At 35.0% G+C, this 25,331-nt stretch carries 21 protein-coding genes; 8 read left to right on the top strand and 13 right to left on the bottom strand.

Going from position 1 to position 25,331, the window contains the following annotated elements:
• Positions 1-272 precede the first annotated feature (272 nt).
• Positions 273-578 carry a DUF493 domain-containing protein gene (locus DRF58_RS00110; protein WP_116031343.1) on the top strand — a complete coding sequence of 102 codons (306 nt, stop codon included), beginning with the start codon at positions 273-275 and terminating at the stop codon, positions 576-578.
• Between the two features lie 43 nt (positions 579-621).
• Entirely contained in the window at positions 622-768 is a 147-nt protein-coding gene (locus DRF58_RS18485; RefSeq protein WP_168926404.1) for a hypothetical protein, read from the top strand.
• A gap of 73 nt (positions 769-841) precedes the next feature.
• On the opposite strand, the gene DRF58_RS00105 is transcribed toward DRF58_RS18485, so the two are convergent.
• Positions 842-1,816: a deoxyhypusine synthase family protein gene (locus DRF58_RS00105; protein ID WP_116031340.1), complete on the bottom strand. Its 975-nt coding sequence runs from the start codon at positions 1,814-1,816 to the stop codon at positions 842-844.
• A 210-nt stretch (positions 1,817-2,026) separates the two neighbouring features.
• Between DRF58_RS00105 and DRF58_RS00100 the strand changes: the two genes are divergently transcribed.
• Positions 2,027-3,961 (top strand): ABC-F family ATP-binding cassette domain-containing protein, encoded by a 1,935-nt coding sequence (locus DRF58_RS00100; RefSeq protein WP_116031338.1) that lies wholly within the window; start codon positions 2,027-2,029, stop codon positions 3,959-3,961.
• 131 nt (positions 3,962-4,092) lie between these two features.
• Here the strand turns inward: DRF58_RS00100 and DRF58_RS00095 are convergent, their stop codons facing one another.
• From DRF58_RS00095 to DRF58_RS00055, 9 genes are all read right to left on the bottom strand, one after another.
• A complete protein-coding gene (locus tag DRF58_RS00095) occupies positions 4,093-4,755 on the bottom strand; it encodes a pirin family protein (RefSeq protein ID WP_116031335.1) in 663 nt (220 codons plus the stop codon).
• A 249-nt stretch (positions 4,756-5,004) separates the two neighbouring features.
• Positions 5,005-5,733, bottom strand: coding sequence for a dioxygenase family protein (locus DRF58_RS00090; protein ID WP_245955325.1), 729 nt, complete (start codon positions 5,731-5,733; stop codon positions 5,005-5,007).
• Positions 5,734-5,854: 121 nt separating this feature from the next.
• Entirely contained in the window at positions 5,855-6,535 is a 681-nt protein-coding gene (locus tag DRF58_RS00085) for a LytR/AlgR family response regulator transcription factor (RefSeq protein WP_116031333.1), read from the bottom strand.
• 3 nt (positions 6,536-6,538) lie between these two features.
• Positions 6,539-7,720: a sensor histidine kinase gene (locus DRF58_RS00080; protein WP_123902340.1), complete on the bottom strand. Its 1,182-nt coding sequence runs from the start codon at positions 7,718-7,720 to the stop codon at positions 6,539-6,541.
• Between the two features lie 6 nt (positions 7,721-7,726).
• Positions 7,727-8,413: a M949_RS01915 family surface polysaccharide biosynthesis protein gene (locus DRF58_RS00075; RefSeq protein WP_123902339.1), complete on the bottom strand. Its 687-nt coding sequence runs from the start codon at positions 8,411-8,413 to the stop codon at positions 7,727-7,729.
• A 41-nt stretch (positions 8,414-8,454) separates the two neighbouring features.
• The gene (locus DRF58_RS00070) at positions 8,455-8,988 is read right to left on the bottom strand and encodes a hypothetical protein (protein WP_116031324.1); all 534 of its coding nucleotides are present in this window, start codon (positions 8,986-8,988) and stop codon (positions 8,455-8,457) included.
• Positions 8,989-9,094: 106 nt separating this feature from the next.
• The gene (locus DRF58_RS00065; RefSeq protein ID WP_245955334.1) at positions 9,095-11,173 is read right to left on the bottom strand and encodes a M3 family metallopeptidase; all 2,079 of its coding nucleotides are present in this window, start codon (positions 11,171-11,173) and stop codon (positions 9,095-9,097) included.
• A 184-nt stretch (positions 11,174-11,357) separates the two neighbouring features.
• Positions 11,358-13,208, bottom strand: coding sequence for a cation:proton antiporter domain-containing protein (locus DRF58_RS00060; protein WP_116031319.1), 1,851 nt, complete (start codon positions 13,206-13,208; stop codon positions 11,358-11,360).
• Positions 13,209-13,733 (bottom strand): NAD(P)H-dependent oxidoreductase, encoded by a 525-nt coding sequence (locus DRF58_RS00055; RefSeq protein WP_116031317.1) that lies wholly within the window; start codon positions 13,731-13,733, stop codon positions 13,209-13,211.
• A 534-nt stretch (positions 13,734-14,267) separates the two neighbouring features.
• Between DRF58_RS00055 and DRF58_RS00050 the strand changes: the two genes are divergently transcribed.
• Positions 14,268-14,912: a DUF6266 family protein gene (locus DRF58_RS00050; protein ID WP_116031314.1), complete on the top strand. Its 645-nt coding sequence runs from the start codon at positions 14,268-14,270 to the stop codon at positions 14,910-14,912.
• A 943-nt stretch (positions 14,913-15,855) separates the two neighbouring features.
• Here DRF58_RS00050 and DRF58_RS00045 read toward each other — a convergent pair.
• On the bottom strand, positions 15,856-16,941 hold the full coding sequence (locus DRF58_RS00045) for a tyrosine-type recombinase/integrase (protein ID WP_116031311.1): 1,086 nt from the start codon (positions 16,939-16,941) through the stop codon (positions 15,856-15,858).
• Positions 16,942-17,106: 165 nt separating this feature from the next.
• Here DRF58_RS00045 and DRF58_RS00040 point away from each other — a divergent pair, with 165 nt between their 5' ends.
• A complete protein-coding gene (locus DRF58_RS00040) occupies positions 17,107-17,646 on the top strand; it encodes a helix-turn-helix domain-containing protein (protein ID WP_116031309.1) in 540 nt (179 codons plus the stop codon).
• Between the two features lie 84 nt (positions 17,647-17,730).
• On the top strand, positions 17,731-18,642 hold the full coding sequence (locus DRF58_RS00035; protein ID WP_116031695.1) for a hypothetical protein: 912 nt from the start codon (positions 17,731-17,733) through the stop codon (positions 18,640-18,642).
• A 249-nt stretch (positions 18,643-18,891) separates the two neighbouring features.
• Here DRF58_RS00035 and DRF58_RS00030 read toward each other — a convergent pair whose 3' ends face one another.
• Positions 18,892-20,064 carry an IS91 family transposase gene (locus DRF58_RS00030; RefSeq protein WP_116031306.1) on the bottom strand — a complete coding sequence of 391 codons (1,173 nt, stop codon included), beginning with the start codon at positions 20,062-20,064 and terminating at the stop codon, positions 18,892-18,894.
• Entirely contained in the window at positions 20,061-20,942 is an 882-nt protein-coding gene (locus DRF58_RS00025; RefSeq protein WP_245955324.1) for a tyrosine-type recombinase/integrase, read from the bottom strand. Before DRF58_RS00025 ends, DRF58_RS00030 begins: the two co-directional genes overlap by 4 nt.
• A 721-nt stretch (positions 20,943-21,663) precedes the next feature.
• Here DRF58_RS00025 and DRF58_RS00015 point away from each other — a divergent pair.
• Entirely contained in the window at positions 21,664-23,067 is a 1,404-nt protein-coding gene (locus tag DRF58_RS00015; RefSeq protein ID WP_116031301.1) for a hypothetical protein, read from the top strand.
• A 36-nt stretch (positions 23,068-23,103) separates the two neighbouring features.
• Positions 23,104-24,345, top strand: coding sequence for a DNA cytosine methyltransferase (locus tag DRF58_RS00010; RefSeq protein WP_116031298.1), 1,242 nt, complete (start codon positions 23,104-23,106; stop codon positions 24,343-24,345).
• Positions 24,346-25,331 lie beyond the last annotated feature (986 nt).

The raw sequence follows: 25,331 nt of genomic DNA, 5'->3' as shown, positions 1-25,331 counted from the left end.
CTTTTAGTGATTAATTCTCACATAAATTATTAAAATAAAATCACCATTTTTAGGCGCAAAATTTACGATTTTCATAAAATCTAAAAACTATTAACTCAAAATGAGTCATTATATTCATTCATTTTAAGACAATAATAAGTTGAAAACGTTAAATAAAATCAATATTGAACGCTGTCATTCTTTCAAACAGAAACAATCAATCACAAGAAAATAAATATCACTAACTTTGGCTTCCGTTTTTACGGATATTTTTTAATTTATACCAAAATAAGATGGCAGATATCATAGAAAACAAACATAACAATCCAGAAGATTTTTACAGATCACTTAAAGAAAAACTAGAAGAACAACATAACTTCCCTGAGGAATACCTTTTCAAGTTTATTGTAACAAGTGATTCTGAAAAAATAACAGAAATACTGAGAGTTTTTGATAATTTGAAATACACCTTATCCAACAAAGAAAGTTCAACAGGAAAATATACTTCTGTTTCTATCGATTGTTTTGTGTTGGATGCAGACCAAGTTATTAGCATTTACAAAAAAGTAGCAGAAATAGAAGGCGTGATGATGCTCTAATTTTTTGGTTTGAAACTTGTATTTTAAAATCAAATTTATGGTTATGAAAAAAGCATTTTTCAAAATACTGAACAAAATCAACGTTGCAGTTTTACCCAAGTATAGCAAAAGAGATTTCACCAAACTTAACAAATTTCAAAAAGCTATTTTTGGCTACAGATATATCGTCTTAATTAATTCTTTAGATTAATTATCAAATGCTTAAAAAATAAAAAAAACGTTCAAATCATTTTTGAACGCTTTTATATTATATATAAACTCAATTAAGAATTTTCTAAAACATAAGAGAACATCAATGGTGCACAGATTGTCGCATCACTTTCAACGATAAACTTCGGTGTTGTGATATCCAATTTACCCCAAGTGATTTTCTCATTCGGAACAGCTCCGGAATAAGAACCGTAAGACGTTGTAGAATCAGAAATTTGGCAGAAATAAGACCAGAACGGGATATCATGCATCTCCATATCTTGATACAACATTGGAACTACACAGATTGGGAAATCTCCAGCAATTCCTCCACCAATTTGGAAGAATCCAACACCTTTTCCACCTGAGTTTTTCGTGTACCAATCTGCCAAATAAGTCATATATTCGATCCCTGATTTCATTGTAGTTGCTGTTAATTCTCCTTTGATACAATATGAAGCGAAAATATTACCCATTGTGGAATCTTCCCAACCTGGGACTACAATTGGAAGGTTTTTCTCTGCCGCCGCAATCATCCAAGAATTCTCTCTAGGAATCTCATAATATTGCTCCAAAACACCAGAAAGAATCATTTTGTACATAAACTCGTGTGGGAAATATCTTTCACCTTTCGCTTCAGCATCTTTCCAGATTTCCACGATATGTTTTTGCAATCTTCTGAAAGCTTCTTCTTCTGGGATACAAGTATCAGTTACTCTATTCAAACCTCTTTCCAAAAGATCCCACTCGTCCTGAGCAGTCAAATCTCTGTAATGAGGCACTCTTTCGTAATGAGAATGCGCAACCAAATTCATCAAATCCTCCTCCAAATTCGCACCTGTACAAGAGATAAAATCTACTTTATCCTGACGAATCATTTCTGCAAAGATTTTCCCAAGTTCAGCAGTTGACATTGCTCCCGCAAGAGTTACCATCATTTTTCCGCCATCTTTCAGGTGTGCAACATAACCTTTGGAAGCATCTACCAACGCAGCAGCATTGAAGTGCAAATAATACTTTTCTATAAATTCTGTAATCGGTTTGCTCATTTTGATAAGATTTTTGCAAAGATAATATTTTTGATTGACAGTTGTTTGTTGACAGTTGATGGTTTTTCTGAATTTGAAAATATCTAGCTGAAGCTCTCAAACCCTATTATTTAAAAGCTTTATTAACTGTAATTTATCTTAATTCTTTTCTCTTGATTCATCTTCAATTAAATCCTACTTTTGCAAATTGAAATTTAAACATAGACAACAATGATATCGGCACAAGGATTAGGGTTACATCACGCAGGAAATTATCTTTTCCGCGACGTCAATTTTACCATCAAAAAAGACGACAAAATCGGCTTGGTTGGTAAGAATGGAGCAGGAAAATCCACGCTTCTTAAAATCCTTTCCGGAGAAATCAATTTCTATGAAGGAAATGTTGTTCCAGAAGGAAATATCACAATTGGTTTCCTAAAACAAGACCTTGATTTTGTAAAAGGAAGAACGGTTTGGGACGAAACAATGCAAGCTTACGAGCAAATCAACGCGATGAAAAACGAGCTTGAGGAAGTCAATCATCAAATGGCAACCAGAACCGATTACGAAAGTGATGCTTATTCTGATTTAATCGTAAGAATGACAGAACTAAATGACCTTTTGATGAACCACGATGCCTACAATTTGGAAGGTGATGTGGAGAAAGTCTTGTTTGGTTTAGGTTTCAAAGCGGATGATTTCCAAAAGATAACCGACGAGTTTTCCGGAGGTTGGAGAATGAGAATCGAGCTGGCAAAACTGCTTCTTCAAAAAAACGATTTGATGCTTCTGGATGAGCCGACCAACCACTTGGATATGGAATCTATCATTTGGCTGGAAAATTTCTTGAAAGATTATCCTGGTTCTATGTTATTAGTAAGTCACGATAAACAGTTTATGACATCGATTTGTAACAGAACTTTTGATGTTAATAATAAAAAAATTGACGATTACAAAGCCAACTATTCCAAATATCTTGAGCTAAGAAAAGACAGAAAAGAAAAACTCATCCAAGCAAAGAAAAATCAGGATGCAGAGATAAAACATACCGAAGAATTGATTAATAAATTCCGTGCGAGTGCTTCCAAAGCATCTTTTGCACAGTCATTAATCAAGAAACTGGAAAAAATAGAACGCATTGAAGTTGAGAATGAAGATGTTTCTAAATTCAATATTCGTTTTCAACCTTCTGTGAAGCCTGGAAAAGTGATTTTCGAAGCTAAAAACTTAGGAAAAGCTTATGGCAACAAACAGATTTTTGACAACGTCGATTTCTTTGTAGAACGTGGCGACAGAATCTCTCTCTTGGGACAAAACGGACAAGGAAAAACAACTTTAGCAAAAATTCTTGCAGGCGACATCAAAGATTACTCCGGAGAATGGAATCTTGGTCATAACGTGAGCATCGGTTATTTTGCTCAGAATCAGGAAGAAGTTTTGACTCCAGATAAAACCGTTCTTCAGGAAGCGGAAGATTCTGCTACGGAAGAAACCAGACCCAGAGTTCGTGACCTTTTAGGTTCTTTCTTGTTTCAAGGTGAAGATGTGACAAAGAAGACAAAAGTTCTTTCCGGAGGTGAGAGAAACCGTCTGGCACTTTGTAAATTATTACTTCGTCCGTTCAACACATTGATTATGGATGAGCCTACAAACCACTTGGATATTCAGTCTAAGGAGATTATCAAATTGGCGCTTCAGAAATATGAAGGAACTTTAATTGTGATTTCTCACGACCGTGAATTCCTGCAAGGTTTATCTGATAAAATCTTTGAATTCCGTGATGGAAAGATGAAAGAATTTCTTGGAAACATTGATGAATACCTAGAATACAGACAAAAAGAAAGTATCCGAGAAATCTCCGCAGAAAGGTCAAAACTTCATAAAGAAGAGGTTGAGGAACCGAAAAAAGAAGAAAAGCTTCGAGAACCTCAGCCTGACAAAACTTCAACAACTATTGTCAGCAAAGAACATAAAAACATTCAGAATAAGCTGAAAAAGGTAGAAGAAAAAATCTCTGAACTGGAACTGAAAATCGAGGAATTTGAAGCTTCTTTTGTTAAAGAAAATCCTTCTGAACCAGTTTTGGAAACTTATAATAAAACAAAAGAAGAACTGGATTTGACTTTGCAAGAGTGGGAATATCTTGGGAGTCAATTGGAAAATTAAATACAATAAAGCAAGACCATTTTTGGTTTTGCTTTTTTTTAGGCTTTGCGATAAAAAATCCCAGTTAAAAATAAGCTGGGATTTCAAGGTAATAAATCGAAAAATAAAAAAAATTGTTTATTGAAAATGTGTTATTGAGTTTCTAAAAAAAGAATAAGTGCATCTTCGCTCAACGCTTCAAATTCCAGTTCCTCGATATCCCATATCAAGATCGCATCACGAGTTTCCATCAATCTGTTTTGAAATTCAAAGGCGCCATTAATCACAAAAGCAAACATCTTGTTGCAATGGTTTTTCAGAACATACCGCCCAGATTCTCTTCCGTTGAATAATCCAATAAATCCCGGAAAACTAAATCCTATATCCAGAAAATTGAGCTTATTTCTGATCTGTAAATCCAGATGATTAACTCTGTAAACATTTTCAGAAACGGGCTGGTCTATGATTAACACTAAAATATCGGATTTCCAATCTGCCAATACATTATTAACCGTGATTTGTTGCGCTTCTTTGGTTTCTAAAACAAAGAGTTCTCCCGTTTCTATAACTTTATGAAAACCATTGATTTTAACTTTTCCAAAAAGAGGCATCAGCATCAATTTTTGATTGGGTTTCAGATTAACAAGGCTTTGAGAGTTTTCATAAATCACAAACTCCAAAACTTCATATAAACGACTGGTAATTAAGCTACTTCTTTCCGCTTCATCTTTATATACCTCTGCCACAGCAGCACCAGACGAAACATCCCAAAGCCTGTAATCTGATTTTAATATTTTTGAAGGACTTTGAACCAAAATATTTTATTTATTGAATTAAAATTAATTGAATGTCTTCGAGAGCCTCAGACTGACAAGTATTTCAAATTAAGTTTATCTTTTCAAGCTTATCAAAACATTTAAAAAACTTCCGGGATTCTTTTCAACAACCTATGAAAACATGAAAACAATTGAACCCCGGAAAAAATAAAAATTATGAAGTATTTTTAAGACATTAGATTTCAGACTCCTTTTTTATCTTTAATCTTGAATCTTGAATCTTTCCTATTATGCTTTCACCTTTATCGTATGAGACAGAACAAAACCTGCACTCACAGAACCGGTGATAACACTCATCTCATTGGATGTTCCATCGCTGAAGACATTGTCATTCGAATTGTATGTATAACCGCTCATTCCTCTGTAACCACTGCTCGCATTAACCAATTCCACAGCCGTTCCAGAACCTTCCGGAAAAGCGATCTGCGTAATGAGTAAAGTAGTACCCACCGAATTATAAACATGAACGTGGATATGCGTTGCTCTTCCATCATACCAACCCGGGAAAATAGAAGTGTAACTCACTTTTCCGTTGGCATCCGTTGTTTGTCTGCCTCGTAGGAAATGGTAACTCGTATAATTAGTTGTTTGCATCTGCGTTCCGCCATACTCGGAATAGTTGCCATCTTTGTCACAATGCCAGATATCGACAATCACGCCCTGCAAAGCCGAACAGTTATTGTTTACATTTTGATGCATAATATTGATTTCAAAAGGAACACCTGTACTATCGCCGATTATATTGCTTTGAACAAGAGACGATGGGGATTTGGTGGGGAAAGGACCTTCCGTTTCCGAATTGGTAACTACACAATCTGTCGAAACAGAATTATCAATCGTTGCATTTTCTCCTGCATCATTGTCATCATCATTTCTACAATTCAGAACAAATGGTGCGGCGGTCATTGTAACGCCTGCCAGACCTAGACTTTTAAGGAAGTCTTTCCTACTCACCATCCTCATCTTTTAAATTCTTTAAGTTTTATAAGTCAAAGATAGAAGTGATTAAAAAAAAGACGAAATTTTTGATGAAAACAACAAAAAAGTGTCGATTTTCAAGCGAAATCTTAAAATAATCTTAATAATATCGTATGATTTTTTTCAAATCATCTTTGTAAGTTTCCCCAACAGGAATGATAAAATCATCGAGATGAATGTTCTTGTTGACAATGCCTTTTATAGATTTTATAGGAAGAATATAAGACCGATGAACGCGCACAAAGTCCTTCTCCGGAAGCTTCTCCATAATGCTTTTCATAGAAGACCTAGCCGTAATCTTGGAAGAACTTTTCAAATGAATTTGAACATAATCGTCAAGACCTTCAATCAACTTAATATCTTCGAATTCTATCTTATGAAGTTTGTAATCTGCACGAATCAGAAGGAACTGGTTTTGTGTCTCCGAAGTTGGTTTAATCTTAACCTTTTCAACCGCTTTCTGAAATCTGTCAAAGGAAAAAGGTTTAACCAGATAATCGACCGCGTTCACATCAAAAGCATCAACGTCATATTCTGAATAAGCCGTCGTGAAAATCACTTTTGTATCCTGAGAAAGGCTTTTGTAGAAATCAAGGCCATTTTTATTCGGCATCTGAATATCCAAGAAAATCAAATCCACAGGAAACTTTCTGAGATACTTTTCAGCATCGCTTTGCTTATTGAAAGTTTTTTCGAGACTCATATTCTCAATCTTCGAAGCAAAAGTTTCGATAATTTTCAGGGCAAGAATTTCGTCATCAATGGCAATGGCTTTTATCATAAGCTAAGAACTGAGGTCAAGATTTAGTTCCACAAAGTACGATTTTTTATTTTCATCAATGTTCAAAGAATATTTCCCCGGATAAAGCTTTTCCAGACGTTCTGTTGTATTCTTCATTCCGACTTTTGTAGATTCGTCCGCAGCGGAATAATTAACGATATTATTAAAGACTTTGAAGTTCAGTTTCTCGCCGTCAAGGTTGACATTAATAGATATTTTCGAAGATTCCTCGGCATTATAACCGTATTTGAAAGCGTTTTCAATAAAGTTCAGAAGAATCATCGGAACGATTTTAACGCCTTCTGTATTTCCACTTTCTTCATAAGAAAAATCAAGACTGCTGTCTGTTCTTATGAGTTGTAACGCAATATAATCCTTAATATAAAACAACTCTTTGGAAAGCAAAACAAAGTCATTTTCGCTCTCTTCCACAATATAACGCATTACGTTTGACAATTTCAAAATCCCTTCCGAAGCATCATCAGACTTCATCAAAATCAAAGAATAAATCGAATTGAGCGTATTGAAAAGAAAATGTGGCTGGAGCTGATAACGGAGATTCAGCAAATCTGCTTTCGCTTTGGCGCGTTCTATTTCTTTTTTCTTGATGGATTGATAAAGGAAAAAAGAACTTAGAAATGAAAACAAAAACGGTAAAAGTCCAGAGATATATTTTCTGGAAAAAGAGTCTTCTCTATCCATCATTTTCGGAGGAGGGAAACCTTTTCCGTGAGGTAGTATTTTGGGAGGTCGTGTAAAATTTTCTTTTTCAAACTTAGCTCCTTTCTCGGTAGAAACATTTTCAAAAGGCGGTGGTGAAAAATCCTCGAATCTCTGGATATTCTTTTTATCACTCGACATCTCATTTTGGAAAAAATCAAAACGTAGGTCGCTACCGCGATTATCCGGAAAAACAAAAAACGGAAGTGTACATATCCAGACATAGGAAACGAAAACACAAACCCAATACAACAAAAGTCTTCTCTTATCATACAATTTCGGCAGAAGCACAGCCAAATTGAGGTAGAAAAAAACAATAAGCAAAACATATCTAGAAAAGTCCCTTTGGAATGGCGTAGAGTTAATCATTCTCAGATTACTATCCAACTCGGGCGACGACAAAACTGGAATCAGCAACAGGAGCAGAATCAAGATAATGTGATAGTAGATGTTTTTGTTTTTCACAGAGGTTTATTTTTTATCAATATTTTCCTTCCAAAGTTTAATCGCAAAGTTTTTGAAAACGTCCGGAGCAGAATTAAAACTTTTATCAAATTTATACTCGCCGCCGAGATAATTATCAGTTCCAACCTGTACTTTGTTTTCGCCTCGCATAGCGTATTTTTTATTGCCTTCGTACATTATCAGTTTTAGAGTTACCGGACTTACATCGCCGTGACAACCCGTTTTATACATTATCCAGACTTCCGGAACATCATTTTTATTAAGGTCTGTTACTTTCGGAAATTGATTATAAAACTCCGCATCGATATCAACCGGACAGTCTTTTACAAAATCATAAAGTTTCCATACTTGCAACAGTTTTCCTTTATTCAAATTAAAATGATAAGCAAACAATTCGGAGTCTTCACTGTCATCAAACTCGTGTTTATCAGCATTTCTAAAGATTCCTGTTGCTGATAAAATGACGAAGTTTTCTCCTGATTCATCATTCCAACTGACAGCGTTTTTAAAATTTCCTTTATATTCTATAGATTTTGGAATCTTAGTCGAATCAATCTGAATCGCAACCAATGAATCTTTTGAATTGACTTCTTTATTTTCAATTAATTCATTAGTCTGATTTTCTTCTTTGGAGTTACAATTGAACATCAAATTCAGTAAGAGGAAGCTTAATAAAAAGCTCAGGTTTTTCATTAGTTTTTTAGGTTATTCGCAAAACGAAGTTAATTAAATTTTTAATTTGAAATTGGCGGAGGTGGTGGCGGAATAGAGTAAAATTTACTTTTAAATTCAAGAATTTTGTTAGTTTTCTTGAGTTTTAAATTTCTTTTCACATCCACAATCCAATTTGCTAAAGAATCCAATTCTTGTGGAGAATGATGACTACGAACAAAAATAGTTTTTTCAAAATCATTCTTTTTAAAATAAAGTTTATACTGTTTTCCATCTTCATAACGTTCGAAATAAACTGTATCGAGTTTCTTAAAATCAATCTTACTTAAAAATGCATTTAATTCCTCTTTTTGTTTTCTTGTCAGAATTGCAATGTAATTAGTTTTGCTTTTAGGATAAGGGATATTATCATTACTATCATTAGGAGACCAATTCTCGCGAAGATAAATGGAATCATTTTGGGTAAATCTTATTGAAAAATTCGTTTCAAAAGTATTTCCGTAAGAAAACTCAAATTCATCGTAATTATTTTTATTACAACTTATAACAAATGTAAAAGCCAATATAATTAATGAAATCTTCGATTTTACTTTCATCTTATTTAATTCTCAAAAATTAAAATTAATCAAAAATTCACTTCAAAGTCAAAAACAAAAAAACGCTTCCAAATTAGGAAACGTTTTTATTAGTTTAATTTAAGTCTTACTTGATGAAACCTCTGCTTCTGAGAAGTGGTTTGATATCAGCTTTATGACCTGTAAATTCTTCAAAAGCTTTGTTCAAATCTACACTGTTACCAACTGATAAGATATATTTTCTAAATCTGTCGCCATTCTCTCTTTTGATTCCGCCATTCGCTTTTATCCATTCCCAAGCATCAGAATCCAAAGTCTCGGACCAAAGATAAGCGTAATAACCTGCAGAATATCCACCGCCCCAAATGTGCGCAAAATAAGGCGTATGATATCTTGGTGGAACTTGAGGAACTAATAATCCGTATTTAGACAAAGCCTGTTTTTCAAAATCCAAAACAGGAATCAACTGGCTGTCAGAAGTTACTGTATGCCAATTCATATCCAAAGTCGCCGCTGCTACCAATTCTGTTGTCGCGTAACCTTGGTTAAAGTTTGCCGCCTTTTTGATTTTATCAATCAAAGTTTGGGGCATTGGTTGCTTAGTCTGATAATGTAATGCGTAATTTTTCAGAATCTCTGGCTCCAATGCAAAATGCTCATTGATTTGAGATGGGAATTCCACAAAGTCTCTCGGCGTGGCTGTTCCTGAAATCGAAACATATTTTTGATTAGCAAATAAGCCGTGCAAAGTATGACCGAACTCATGGAACATCGTTTCTACATCATCATAAGAAACCAAAGAAGGTTTTCCTGCAGCAGGTTTTTGGAAATTATACACATTCACAATAACCGGTTTTTGACCTAATAAGTGAGATTGAGGAACAAAATTGTTCATCCAAGCTCCACCACTTTTATTACTTCTTGTATAAAAATCAAGATAATATAATGCTAAAGATTTTCCGTCTCTGTCGAAAACCTCATAAGCAACCACATCCGGATGATAAACAGGAAGGTCTTTTCTTTCTTTGAAAGTGATTCCGTAGAATTGCTCGGCAGCATAGAAAACACCTTTTTCCAAAACTGTTGTCACTTCGAAATAAGGTTTGATTTCGTTTTCATCAAGGTCGTATTTTGCTTTTCTAACCTGCTCTGAATAGAAATTCCAATCCCAAGGTTTTACTTGGAAACCTCCTTTTTGAGAATCAATCAACTCTTGGATTTCTTTTGCTTCACGGTTAGCCGTTTCAACAGCAGGTTTTGCTAATTGCGCCAAAAGTCCCATTGCAGCTTCCGGCGTTTTTGCCATTTGGTCTTGCAAGCTCCATTCAGCGAAGTTTTTCTTGCCGAATAACTGAGCTTTCTGTAATCTTAGTTTTGCTAATTTCTCAACCGTTTCGCGGGTATCATTTTCGTCTCCTTTTTCAGCTCTTGTCCAAGAAGCCTTGAAGAGTTTTTCCCTTGTTGCTCTGTTTTTAAGATTCTGTAAAAGCGGTTGTTGCGTTGTGTTCTGCAATACCAAAAGATATTTTCCTTTTTGTCCGGCTTGTTCTGCATCGGTTGCAGCAGCAGCAATTTCGTCCGCAGAAAGACCATCTAACTCTTTGACATCAGAAATCAGAACTGAGCCTTTTTTTCTTGCTTCCAACAACTTGTTGCTAAACTGCGTTCCTAAAGTTGCCAATTGCTGATTGATTTCCTTCAGCTTTTCTTTGTTTTCAGCAGAAAGATTCGCCCCAGCTAGTTCAAAATTGGTAATATAAAACTCGGTTAATCTTTTGCTTTCTGCATCTAACTTGTCTATTTTAACTGCTTTCAATCTTTTGTAAAGCTTGTCATTCAAATTGATTTTATCTGAATGAGAAGCAAAGATTGGTGCGTATTCTTCTTCTAATTTCTGAAGATTATCATTGGTATTGGAACTTGTCAAATTATAAAAAAGAATAGTTGCTCTGCCTAATGTTTCGCCACTGTTTTCTAAAGCTAAAACTGTATTCTCAAACGTAGGAGCTGCTTTATCATTAACAATTTTATCGATGTTGGCTAATTGTTCTTTCAAACCAAACTCGAAAGCCGGTTTGAAGTGCTCGTCTTTTATTTTATCGAATTCCGGAGCTTGATATTGCAACGGACTTTTTTTAAGAAATGGATTGTCTTTCATAGCTTTTTCTGTGGCAACAGAAGCTTTTTTCTGCTGCGCATTGATCATCAAATTTCCTGCGTTAAATGCAATGAATGTTACTAATAAACTAGTTCTTATTTTCTTCATAGAATAGAAATTATTTCGGGGAATAAATGTAATGAAAACTAGGAAAATATACGTTCTTTATTTCCAGAATTTTGAAACTCTTCGAGAGCCTCGGAGTGACAAACTAAGAAAACTTAAGCAAGCATTATTTGTCATCGTCATCTTCCCCACTCCAATGGTTTTCTTCGAAGGAAATGCTGTCGAGCGCCAATAATTCTGCTTCGCGTTCCAGAGACTCGCGAAGTGTGAAGGTAAACATCTCTTTGTCTTTTTCCTTGGCTAAACGTCTGGTCATCGCTTTATCAATCAACATAAATCTTTTTCCCATTCGGCGGGCAGTATATTTCCGCATTCCGCTTTCATGAAGAATATCTACTGCCATATCTACTGCTGTGCCAAGAGTTTCTCGGTAGATGTTGCTAACGTTTTTGTTGAGGAAATCGTAAGCATCTAAACGGTTCTTGGCTCTTACAAAAATCTTGACATCGGGGTAGTTTTCTTTGACATAATCTACGAGAAACTTATTCTTCTCTGGGTCATCCAAACAAAGCACTAGAAGTTCTGCATCTTCTATCCCTGCAGACCTCAACAGAGCAGGTTTGGTTGCATCACCGTAATAAACATTGAAACCGTTTGACCTCAGCAATGCTACTCTATCGGGATCATTATCCAAAACCGTTGAACGAATCCCGTTGGCTTTCAAAAGACGTCCTACGGTACTTCCAAAGAATCCGAAACCTACAATAAGAACTTTACGCTGTTTTATGATTCCCAGTTCTATGTTTTCTTCAGTTTTCTGCTTGATGAATCGTTGATCGAGAACTTTCTCCTTGAAAATCAAAAGTAATGGCGAAATACACATTGTAATGGCCACAATAGCCATTAACTCTGAATTGGCCTGATAATCTATCAAATATAAACTTGCTGCAAAATTAACCAAAACGAAAGCAAACTCACCGACCTGGGAGAGGGCAAAAGCTAAGAAGAAACTCTGCTCATTATTCATTTTATAGTATTTTCCAATTACAAAGAGCACAATTGCCTTGATGGCTAAAACAATAAAGGCTGCGGAAAAGATAAAGAAAGGCTTCGAAGCTATGATGTCAAAGTTAATAGTGGCGCCCACGCTTACAAAAAAGACTGCTAAAAGAAGCCCTTTGAAAGGGTCTATATCACTTTCTAGCTCGTGTCGAAACTCGCTATTGGCCAACATTACACCAGCTATGAACGCCCCCAGAGCGGGACTAAGGCCTACAGAAATCATCAGTTCTGAGACGCCAATCACCAGGAATAATGAGGCGGCTGTGAGCAACTCATTAAGGCCAGATTTAGACACAAACCTAAGGAATGGGATGAAGAGATAACGCCCCAAAAGAATGAGCACCAGAACGCCTAATATCACGGTGAAGGGCTGGAGCCAATCCGGGAGGTACTGGAGCAGAATTTTCTCGTGTCCTGCTTGTTCCAGGGCTCTTTTGGACTTGGATAAAAAAGGTAATAAAGCCAAAATAGGAATAACGGCAATATCCTGAAAGAGTAAAATAGAAAAGGAAGATTCTCCGCTGACTGTCCGGAAAAGATTTTTCTCTTTAAGAGTCTGCAAAACAATTGCCGTGGATGACATTGCAAAACAAAGGGAAATGATAAATGACTTTTTGAAGCCAAATCCGGCAATATAAAACACGATAAAAATCCCAATAATACTGAGCAACATCTGGCTGACCCCAAGCCCTAGGATTCGTTTTCTGATGTGCCACAGTTTTTGAGGCTCCAACTCTAACCCGACTAAAAAAAGCATCATAACTACTCCTAATTCTGAAGCATGCATAATGTCTTCTACTTCTCTACCTGTGAGCTGTAAACAAAAAGGGCCAATCAAAATGCCACCAAGGATGTAACCTATTACCGAACTAAGACCCAGTTTTTTTCCTAACGGAACCATAATAATGGCCGCACCAAGGAAGATCAGGATTGTCATTGCAATGGATCCTTGCATCTATTTTATTTTTAAGGTTTCTGCCAATTCTTGGGAAAGCAGATTGAGTTCTGTTTCATTAAGGTTATCGGCATTGTAAATGATGTGTATTTTTTTGAGATTGATATTGTTGACATGCAAAGACACTTTGAGCCCAGAAAGCAATTCTTCTACTCCTGTTCCGTATTTTCCTTCTTGTGTATAGTTACTTTCTCGTCCGCCAACGCTTGTGATTATGAGTGCATCTTTTCCGGAAAGAATATTGATACCGCTCTCTGAAATCCAACGCATATCGAAGACCTCATCTATCCATAACTTGAGCAGGGGCGGCAAGCCAAACCAAATGATTGGGAAATGGAAAATAATCCTGTCGTACTGTACTATCCGCTTTCTCTCGCGGAATGGCTGAATATGAAAATCTGGGTAATCCTGATACAAATCGCGAAATGTAATGTTATCTAAATCATCATAACACTCTAGCAATCTAACATTGGTGGTAGAGTGCTCGAAGTATGGATGGGCAAATAGAACGAGTATATTTTTCAAATGGTTTGTAAAGGATTTTTGTAAAGTTACGATTTTTTTTGGAGGTAGATGGATAGATGATAGATGGATAGATGATAGACGGATAGATGATAGACGGATAAATGATAGATGATAGACGGATAGATGATAGATGGATAGATGATAGATGGATAAATTATAGATTATAGATTATAGATTATGGATGGGTTTTGGATACCCGGTGGACGGACGGTGGACGGTGAGTGGACGATGCACGGACGGTGAATGGACGGTGAATGGACGGTGCACAGACGGTGAATGGACGGTGAAAGTAGCATTCTGGACGGTGAAAATGATGTTTTGGACGATGAATGGACGGTGAAAATGATGTTTTGGACGGTGAATGGGTGAATAGATGATCGGGTGATTGGGGCGGTTTTTGAGGGGATACTTTTTGAGGTTGTGTGCTTTTTTTTGGAAAAGACTGGAAAAGACTGGAAAATAATGGAAAGAACGAAAAATGGTTTAAAAAAATATAGATCTTTACGATATGTTTAACCAATAAAACCTCAAATTATGGGAAAAGTAACAGACTCGGTATTAGGTGGTACCAAAGGGCGTACCGGAAGAATTGTAATTGCCAACGTGAATGGTACAGAAATCAGTAAAACGCGACCGCGGCTTACTGATAAGCCATCTACAAGTAAGCAAACGCTTGTAAAAAGCAGGATGACTATTGCATCAGAATTTGTGTCTGGTTATAAGAGTTTTGCTCTAAAACACTTTGGACAACGCACAGGACTGAGCTCTAGGTACAACAAAGCCACAAGCAATGTGATGAAGGCTTATAAGCTGAATTATGCAGCCAACAGCTTAGATCGTGAAAATTCGGAGATTTTGTTTTCCAAAGGTGATTTGGAAGGTCTTTATCTGAACGATTTGACAGCGTCAGCTGCGTTGAGCTTTGAGTTGACTTGGGATGATAATACGAATGATGAGGATGCGTTTGGCACGGATCAAGTTTATGTGCTGTACTGCGCAGAGGATGAACACCGCCCAAGGCTGGTACGGAATATTGCTACGCGTGCGGATGGCTCTGCCAACGTGAGCGTGATGCGCCGCTACCGAGGGAAAACACTGGATGTATGGGTGTGCGCTTTGGATGCTGATGGGGAACGCGTGTCTTTGTCTGAGTATGCCGGGACGGTAACGGTATCTTAGTTTTTGCTAGATACAAGTTTTGATGGTTAGTAATGCAATGTCTTTCGGGATGTTGCATTTTTTTTTGAGGTTTGGGAGTATAAAAAATCTTTTGCCCCGACCCTAAAGGGGGAGATTTTTTTTGAGGTTTGTTGGTTTTATACACAAGGGCACGAAAGGTTTTTTTAGGATTCTGTGGGTTTAAGGCACAAAGTGATTGACTTTGTCAAATTTTATCTTGGGTGGTAATGATGAAAAAAATCTTTTGCCCCTGCCCTAAAGGGTGAGATTTTTTTAGGACTTTATCATGTGTATAACCGGGGTTGAGTGATTATCTTAAATTATGTAAAACCATATAGGCACCTAGGACATTATAGTCCTAGGTGTGTATAAAGTAGGTATAGTAATATGTTACCGAAAAAAAATAAATGAATTACTATTTTTGATTTTGGCTGCAGTATAAATTCATGAGGTCTACATGGAGAATGAGCTCATAGGTAAGCCAAATGCTGCCTAGATAAAATCCTGTGATGATACCTTTCTGAATGTAATGTTTGACTGTTCTTTCGCACACTCCAAGATAACTGGCGACCTGCTTGCAATTGAGTAGTTTGCCTCGATTTTCTATTGAAATATCTTGTGGTTGAGACAGATTGCTGAGAATGGTAGAGACAATCTGATCTATCATAGTCTGAGTAATGATTAATCTTGGTTTCATCGTAATTAGTTTTTTGTAGGACTAAGTTACGATTTTTTTTCACAATATATTGGTTTATAAATGGTTATTATTCTAAATAAAATAAAAAAAATATTGAGCATCGTGTTTGTGTAATAATGGAAAAAGTTGAAAGTGTAAGGTGTAAGGATATGTCAATAGTGTGACATTATCTGAAAAAGCGTGTATTGCCAATGTGTTTTTTCTGTGTGAGGGGAATTGGTTATCTGTCTGTAAGGATTGCCTAGTCTAGAGATTATCCAGCGGACTTCTAATCATGCGTTTTTTTTGGTCTGTAAGGGATGTGTAAAGCATTGTGGTTTTGATATTGCTATGCCCCAGCAGATCTTGTACAAAACGGATATCTGTACCTTGCTCTATGAGATGTGTTGCATAGGAATGACGCAGACTGTGTATGCCAACGTTTTTATGGATTCCACATTTTTTCATAGCATTTTTGAATACTGCTTGTACACTCCTAATGGAATATTGGCCTCCATATTGTCCTTCGAAAAGATAGTCTTTTGGCAGAGCTGTTTTGTAGTATATCCTTAGTTCTTGAAGGATGCTTTCTGGTAAATTAACATATCGATCTTTTTTTCCTTTTCCGCTTTGTATGAGAACACGCATAGCCTGACTGTCTATGTGTTGTATTTTGAGGTTAACAATTTCACTTACCCGGAGTCCCATACCATAGACGAGTTTGAGAATCAACTGATGCTTGGGATTTTCGGTAGTATTAATTAGCTTTTTTATCTCATTGGTATTGAGTGCTTTTGGCAGTAATAAAGGTTTTTTAGGTCTTGGAATGTCAAAAAACATCTTTGGCTGGTGTTGAACTTTTTCAAAGTAAAACTTAATGGCATTGATCCTACTATGGAGGTGATTTTCTGAAATTTCTAACTGATTGATACAATACAAAAAATAACTTTTGAGCCTCTCTGGCGTGAGTTGATCTATTGGAAAATCTCTAATAAGGTAAAGAAGCTGCGCAAACTCTAATGTATAGGTTTTTATGGTATTGGGGCTGAGTCCTTTTAGCTTCATGTGATCTATTAGATTCTGCAAAGCAGGCTGATTGATAGGTTTTATCTTTTGTAAAGCATCTTTTCCTATTACTTTGAGTTCTAAGCCAAAGAGTTGTCTGTTAAATGTATTATCCGAAATATACCAGCATTGTTTTGTTTTGCTCCATTTTGGGATTGTTTGTTTTTTTAAGACATCAACGAGTTTAAAATCTTTTGGGAAATGGATCCAAATTATATTTTTTCCACGATGAAAAGCAGGCTCTGCATGGAAGTGTGCTTTGTCAAAATCAAGGAATGAGTTTTCCATTTTTGAGTTGCGTATTTTTAATATTCTACGTATTGCGTATTCTGGCTATTCAAATATAATAAAAATGTAATACACTGAAAAATAGTATTTTATTTTTTTTAGAATATTACAAAACTTTCGTATATTTGAGAGTTACCTGCAATTTTACCAAAAACCCGCTTAAAAATGAATAAAGTTAAAATTTTGAGAGAACAAAAAAATCTTACTCAAATTGAACTTGCAGAAAAATCGGGAATTTCGTTGAGAACAGTTCAAAGAATTGAATCAGGTAGCCCATTAAAAGGATTTTCATTAAGTGCCATTTCAAAAGCATTAGAAACTGAACCTGAAAATCTAATTTTTGAACGCGAAAAGAAAATTAATACTGAAAGAGCAAAACTAATAAATTTTTCTGCTTTGGCAGGTTTGGTTATACCTTTTGGAGGAATTATTTTCCCTTTAATTCTAACTTCAAAGACTCACGACCACGAAAATAAAATTCTTGGAAAAAATATTGTAAGTATTCAAATTATTCTGACTGCTATCTTGTCAATTTCACTCATATTAATTCCTTTTGTTCAAAAATATTTTTCAATTAAAACGCCGTTATTTATATATGCAGTCACTATTTTTCTGATTTTGAAACTTACAGTTGTTATTATTAACGGCATTGGTTTGAACAAAAACAACGATTTGTATATAAAACTGAAAACCAGTTTTTTATAGTAAATTGTCGCAAAAATGGCGTAACATTGTCATAACAATTTACCAATGTTTTTTTTGATATTTTCAGAATATTGCAAAAAAAATATGAAGCAAATCAAAAAAATTATCATTGGAATTTTTACCATTCTTTTCTTTTCACTTATTATTGCGTTTTTTTATTTTGAAAAAAAGTTTTCGCCTGAAAATAATTATCTCACTGTAAAAAATGAAAGCGGAAAAATTAATATTACTTGGCTTGACGAAAATAAAAATGCCTTACTGTTGCCAATCAATTTTAAAAATGACACAACAACTTATTATGTTCAGTTTGATACAGGAAGCCCATATACAACTTTCTACAAAAACTCCATTAAGAACCTTCCGCATTTTCAAATCAACGATAATATTGGAAATGGCATTTTTGAAATCGGAAAAACTGAAATTAAATCCGAAAAATTTAAAATTATTGATTACGGAAAAGAGACTGATAACGATGAAATAAAAATTGTTGGAACCTTAGGCGCAGATATTCTAGAAAATAGAAAAACAATTATAAATTTCAAGGATAACTCAATTGAATTTAACTTAAAAAAAACACCTAACTATTTCACAGGGCAAACTTTTGATTTTAAATTTAGGAAGAGAAAAATTATAATTCCTGCTACATTAAATAATAATAAAGACAAATTTCTATATGATTCAGGAACAAGTGCTTACGAATTACTTACAAATAAAGAAAATTGGCAAAAATTGAAACTATCAAATTCAAAAATTATCATTGAAAAAGGAAATTCTTGGGGAAATGTTTTGACGACTTACACAGCACAATCCAAAAATGAAATTCATTTTAGTAAAGCAAAAGTTACACTCAAACAAGTAACCTATGTAGAAGGATTTTCAAAAACTCAATATTATCTAATGAAATTTTCGGGAATGTCGGGAATGTTAGGCAATAGAATATTTCTCGACAAAGAAATCTTCATTGACTGTGAGAATCAACAAATGGGCATAAAATAAAAAAACTGCAGGTAATAGCTAAGTTTTCGTTGCGTGCGAAGCACGAACAATGAAAACCCTGTTGAACGGAAGCTTCGGGAGCTTTTTGCTGGGCTTTTCAGATATTATGGGGTTATCGTAGAAAGATTTTTTAGAGATACAAGAGGCTTCGAGAAGAGTCTCTTTTTTTGTGGGTGATTTTGGCGAGTTTTTCTTGGTTTTATCGTGCTTTCCTTCACGTTAGGGTAACATTTCCCTTACCCAAATCCGCTAAAATGCAGATTTAGGAGCAGGTAAATTTCGGCTCATCTCCAAAAACCAACTTGGCGGACCTCGAAGATCGAACGTGGCAATCGTTACCAAATTTCCAACTTTACAACAACTACATTTCGGCTGAAAAGTTTTTGGCGGAAGCTTTTCTTTAGGCTGGATGCCTAATTTTTGTTGCAAAATTTTGAGTTTTTCACGCTTCCAGGTAGAGCTCAAAAAACCATAATGACGGATTTTCACAAATCTTTTCGGTAAAATATGCATCGCAAATCTTCGGATAAACTCTGCGTGGCTCAAAACCATCTGCTTTTTGATGCCTTTTTGGCGGTAATCTTTGTAAGAAAAAGTTACCGTTTCCGCGTCAATTTTCCTGATTCTCTGGTTGCTGATGGCGATTTTATGCGTATATCTGCCCAAATATTCCACCACCGATTTTGGGCTTCCAAAAGGCTTTTTGGCGTAAACTACCCAAGGTTTTTCCCACAGATTTCGCATGATTTTGGGATACTCTTCAAGATTTTTATCTTTTAGTTTCTCACAAAATTTAGCTCTGAAAACTTTACTCAAAGCCTTTACCGGAAACAAAAATTTCCCATCTGAACGGAGATTTTTCCAAGTTCCGTTTTCATCCACTCCACCGCCCGGAACAATGCAGTGCAAATGCGGATGAAGACTCAGATTCTGTCCCCAAGTGTGCAAAACAGCAATCATTCCCATCTTTAAACCACGGTTATTTCCAAATGCTTGAAGCGTTTCCCAAGCCGATTCAAACAATATATCATACAACATCTTGGGCTCGTGAAGCGCGGTTTTGTTCAATACATCAGGAAGCGTAAAAACCACGTGGAAATAAGGTACCGGAAGCAGTTCGGTTTCCCTCATCCCAATCCACTTTTCACGGTTTTTGCCCTGACATTTTGGGCAATGACGGTTTCGGCAGGAGTTGTAACTGATGCTTACATTTCCACATTCATCACAAGCGTCAATATGACCACCCAAAGCAGAGGTACGGCATTTTTTTAAGGCAAATAAAGTTCTTAATTGCCAAGAATTAAATCCTAAATCTTCCAATTTTGAACCTAATTTGTTTAAAACATCGGCGACTTCGTATTGAGGTTGAGATTGAGATTGTGGTTGAGTTGGCTGTTTTTTTATGGTTTTAAAACCTCTCATTTCTTCCCAAATTCCGAAAACAAAGTATCGAGCGGTGAAAAGAGTTTTTGTGTGGAAAGTTGTGCAATTTGGAGATAAATCAACGTCGTATCAATACTTTCGTGGCCGAGGAGATTTTTGATGCTCAAAATATCCATCCCATCTTCCAGAAGATGCGTGGCAAAACTGTGACGAAGCGTATGAACACTCACTTCTTTCAGGATGTTTGCCGTTTTTGAAGCCTGTTTCACCGCCCATTGTACGCCACGTTGTGAGTAGCGGGAATCAAACTCTCCGCCGGCTCTTCCTTCTCGTGGCATTCCAAAGAGATAATCTTCTGGTTTTTCAGCTTCGATATACTTTTTGAGTCCCCGAATCAAATGATCGGAAAGTGGCAAATAGCGGTCTTTTTTGCCTTTTCCCTGAACCACTTTCAACTGTTTTCTATCAAAATCTAAGTCGCATAAACGGAGATTTCTAACCTCCATACAGCGCAATCCGCAACCGTAAAGAATCCCGATTAAGATTTTATGTTTCAGAAGTTTACAGCAGGACAACATCTGCCAAACCTCCTGTTTACTAAGCACTACAGGCAGTTTTTTCTCTCTTTTAATTTCCGGAAGACTTAGAAAACCGTAGCTCAATCCTTCCGATTTCAACAGAAAACGAAGTCCGTAAACCGTGTGTTTAAAATACGATTGCGAGGGTGATTTTGATTTTTTCTGAAGGTAAAAAAGGTAATCGTGGATCTGCTCTGCATCCAACTCTGTAGGGATTTTCCCAAAATGCAGCGACACCGCCGCCACGTGTCTGGAGTAATTATTGAACGTACTCTGACTGCGTCCCAACACCGAAACGGTACGTTCAAAACGGCTTAAAAGTTCTGTAAAACCAGGCACTTCGCGCTTTGCCTGATTGATGATCTTGTTTTCTCTAAGCTCTTCTAAACTCTTTTTTTTGTTGCCATTCTATTGATTTTTAATTAGTTTTACAAAGTAACTGATTTATGCGAATGGTAAAGCTACCGAAGGTTTAGTTCAACATTGTATTGGCAAAATGCGGGGTTTAAGGAGAAATTGAACTTTTTGTAATATTTAGCCGCCAATATTTTCCAATTCCACATTTTTTATTAATTTAGTTCCATTGAAAAAATATTGGCTACGATTGGTCTGAACTTGAACTTTTCGTCCAATTAAGTCCGCACTTCGCCAATACTTTTTCCGTTGTCTGCTATACTTCTGAACCGCTCAACATTTATCAAGCAACTTTTCGGGGAAATCAAACCAATTTGTTTCTAACAGAATAAGCATCGGAATTATCAATGGTATTGATAAAACCGTTATTACGCACCAAAAAATAAAGGCAATTGCAAAAAATATATATTTCATTTTATTTATTTTTTTATAGTTAATAATTAGTACAGCAGATAACATTGGTTTTGCAATACCGTGCTTGAATGTTTCAGTTGTAGTTTTTTCATTTTAATAAAGTTTTTTGTTAATATAAAGTTTAGTTGTCTTAGGCACGGCATCGCAAAGCCTTTTAACGTTACATGAAATTATTAACGAACGGAAGTCAAACAAAAAACAGTATTTTTGAGCTGTGTAAAAGTTAATAAAAATGAATAACGAAACTTTTGGAATCACCTTCCAATATGCAATTTGTAAACAATACAAATTAGAAAACAATATATCTTTAGAAAGAGTAAATAACGATTTACTTGAGCGATTCATAAATTCAAAGATGATACCTAAAATATTTAGAGGAAGAAAGCCAATTAAATATTTATCTGATTCAAAAGAATTCACTTCACCTTTTATAAAGCGTTGTCCTCATAATTTTTTACTTGCAAATGATGAAACTTTTTCTGTTAGAACATTCCAAGGAAACGGAAAAATGTTTGCTCCAAAAGTCGTGGGACAAGCTGGAGATGAAACATTTAATCATTTCTTTGGACATTTATCATCAGAAGAAATTTCAAGAAAAAACTTTAAAGAATTTTGCTTAAATCATATTGATGAAATGCTACCTATTATCGTTGACTACGCATTAGTAAGTGATTACAATTGTTGGTTTTACATCAAAGACAATCATTTTAATTATGAAATTTTAAAACGAGATGATTTACCGGAATTAACATTTGACATTAAGAATTTTTCTTTTACAAAACCAACTGCAAAAGAATGGATTGAGTCAAACACAATAAAATATAAAGGAAGAACAGTTTTAGAACTACAGTTGCATACAAATCGAGCAGGATATAAAATTAGATTACATAGAGAAAATTTTCCGTTGTTATTAAAAATAGAGAAAGAAATAAACAATTCTTTACTTGGGGATACAGCAGAATTAGCAATTTGCAATGTTTTTGAACTTGATTCTGGAGCTAATAATGATAGATTACTAAATAATTCTGATAGAATAATTTTAAAAGCATTTGAAAAACATTATACACAGAATAAGACAAATTTATTTCCGTTAAAACCAATAAAATATTCTGGAACAGAAAAACGAGAACGTGGAGGGTACAGTAAAAGTGGAGTGGACTTTTTCCTTGAAAAAAATGCAACTTTATCAGTAAAAACCAACAAATCAAAATCTTTCAAAGTTTGTCCTCCTGAAGTCGGACAACCTTCTCCTAAAACATTTGACCTACATTTTTCTGAAAAAGGTTGGTATGATGGAAATATGAATGAAGAAAAGTTTAGAAATTTAGTAAGAGATAAAGAAAAGCTATGTTTACTTTTGAGTGAATATGTCAAATTTTTAAATGAATGCGATTATATTTTATGGTCTCTATTTCTAAATGAAAACAATATTAACTCAAAACTTGTTGGGAAATCCGATTTAGAAAACATTACATTCAATCCGAAATTAATCGATTACTCAAACGACTTTACTGAAAAAAGTAGCGTAACAATTAAGTATGGACAAAACAGTATTTCTCTTGGAGAATTTCAAGTACACTCCGCAAGAAATTCATTAAAGTTTAGATTCAATTTCAATAACCTGTTGTCTGTTTAAAAAACAATATTTATATTTGGACAAAATTGGACAAATATGGACAACAATACCCAGCTTTTAAGAATTGAAGATGTTGCAACAAAATTAAATGTTTCTCAAAAATCAGTAAGAAGATATATTCATTCTGGTAAATTATTGTCAAATAAAATTGGAGGAGTTCACAGAGTTGAAGAAAGTGCTTTAGAGTATTTTGTTCAAAAGTCTTTATTTGCACCTGAAATTGAAGATATTGAAATAATTCCGCCAAAGTCTACAAAAACAGATAGTATTAATTGGGTTGATATTTCAGATGAATGGGATAACACTCAAAAGTTAGATTTAACTTCTGCTGACCTATTCTGTGGTGCTGGTGGAATGGCTAAAGGTTTTGAAATGGCTGGTTTTAATCAAGTTTGTGGTTTGGATTGGTTCAAAGAAGCTGGAATGACTTACAGAGAAAATTTTTCTCATCCTCTAATTGAAGGCGATATAACCAAAAGAGAAGTAAAAGATAAATTTATAAATACCGTTAAAGAAAAACTAAAAGGAAAGAACCTAACGGTTCTTTCAGGTGGTTTTCCTTGTCAAGGTTTTAGTATGTCTGGCAACAGAGTTGTAGAAGACCCCAGAAACTCTTTATACAAAGATATGCTTGAAATTATCAAAGAACTTCAACCCGAATTTATTGTAGCTGAAAATGTAAAAGGCTTGCGTTCTATGCTTAAAGGAAAAGTTGAAGATAAAATTAGAACAGATATTGAAAGCCTTGGTTACAAAGTAAATGTAACCGTTCTTAATTCAGCTGATTATTACGTTCCCCAAAAAAGAGAAAGAGTAATTTTTATTGCAAACAGAATTGGCAAAAAAAACCAACACCCTGCACCTATTTTAGAATCTGATTCATATATAACCACAAAAGAAGCAATTGGAGATTTAGTAAAAGTAAAAGATAACCCTAAATTCAACCACGTCAGAACAAAGCATTCCGATGATATGAAAGAAAGATTAGCTAAAGTACCTGAAGGAAAAAGTTTGTATGATAAATACTCTGATTCATGGAAGAAATGCCCTTGGAATGAAGCAAGTTGTACAATTAAAGAAAATCATGGTGGGGTAAATATACATCCAATAGAGCCAAGAGTTATAACAGTTAGAGAAATGGCTCGACTTCAATCATTTCCCGATGATTTCATATTCAAAGGAACAAAATCGAAACAAATGGTACAAATTGGAAATGCTGTACCTCCATTGTTGGCAAAAGCAATAGCATTATCTATTAAACAAACTTTGAAAAAATAACTTCATGTAATAGCTAAGTTTTCGTTGCGTGCGCAGCACGAACAATGAAAACCCTGTTGAACGGAACCTTCGGCAGCTTTTGGTTGGGTATTTTCCCACACTATGGGGTTTATCGACAAAAGATTTTTAGAGATACAAGAGACTTTGAGAAGAGTCTCTTTTTTTGTGACTAATATTGGCGGTTTGGGAAAAAGCAAAAGATTCCCTTTTGAAAGTTCTAAAATTTGAGATTGAATGTTGATTTTGCGCGTTGGGAACTTGAGGTATTTCTTCAGATTCTTGTACATTTGCATGTTTAAATTTACGAAATAATAGGCTGAGAGAAAAGGCTTTTTGGGTATATTTGAGTTGTGCAACGACATTATATCTGCAAAAGCGGGGTTAAAGTCTGGATTGAACTACTCTACCTTCTTTGCGCCGCTATTTTTCCATTTCACTAATTTTTTGTAAGTTAGTTTCATGGAAAAAATATCGGCTTACATTTGTCGAAATTGAACTTTCAGTTCTTCTTTCGCCCACACTTCGCAATGCCTTTTTCCGTTAGCTGTAATTTTTAAAGAATATCAGGCTTGAATCAAATCTCCATACAAAATACTAATAGCGACTATTTTTTGAAAAGTGTAAGCAAGCCTTTTTACCAAATTTTCGTATTTAATGGTTGTGGCAAGTTTGAAATAAATCTAACTCATTATGAGTATATTGGTTATACAATATTATTTCTAACTCCTTATCAACAATTTAAATGGTTAGACACTAATAAAACAGAATTACAACTGATACAATTTCATGGTGATTATTATTGCATAGAATATCATAAAAATTTGATTTCGTGCAATGGTATTTTATTTAATAACATTTACGAAAAACCTTTTTTCAATATAAATAAATATGAATATCCGTAATTAGGAATAATTCACTATATTTGACTGTAATTTAGGTAATTATATGGATATATTTAGTTTTACGGCTCATTTTGGGACAGAAGA

Source organism: Epilithonimonas hispanica, from assembly GCF_003385395.1.
GTDB classification, from domain to species: Bacteria; Bacteroidota; Bacteroidia; order Flavobacteriales; family Weeksellaceae; genus Epilithonimonas; species Epilithonimonas hispanica.
The sequence above is the reverse complement of the archived record's forward strand: the minus strand, read 5'-3'. Positions and strand labels throughout refer to the sequence as shown.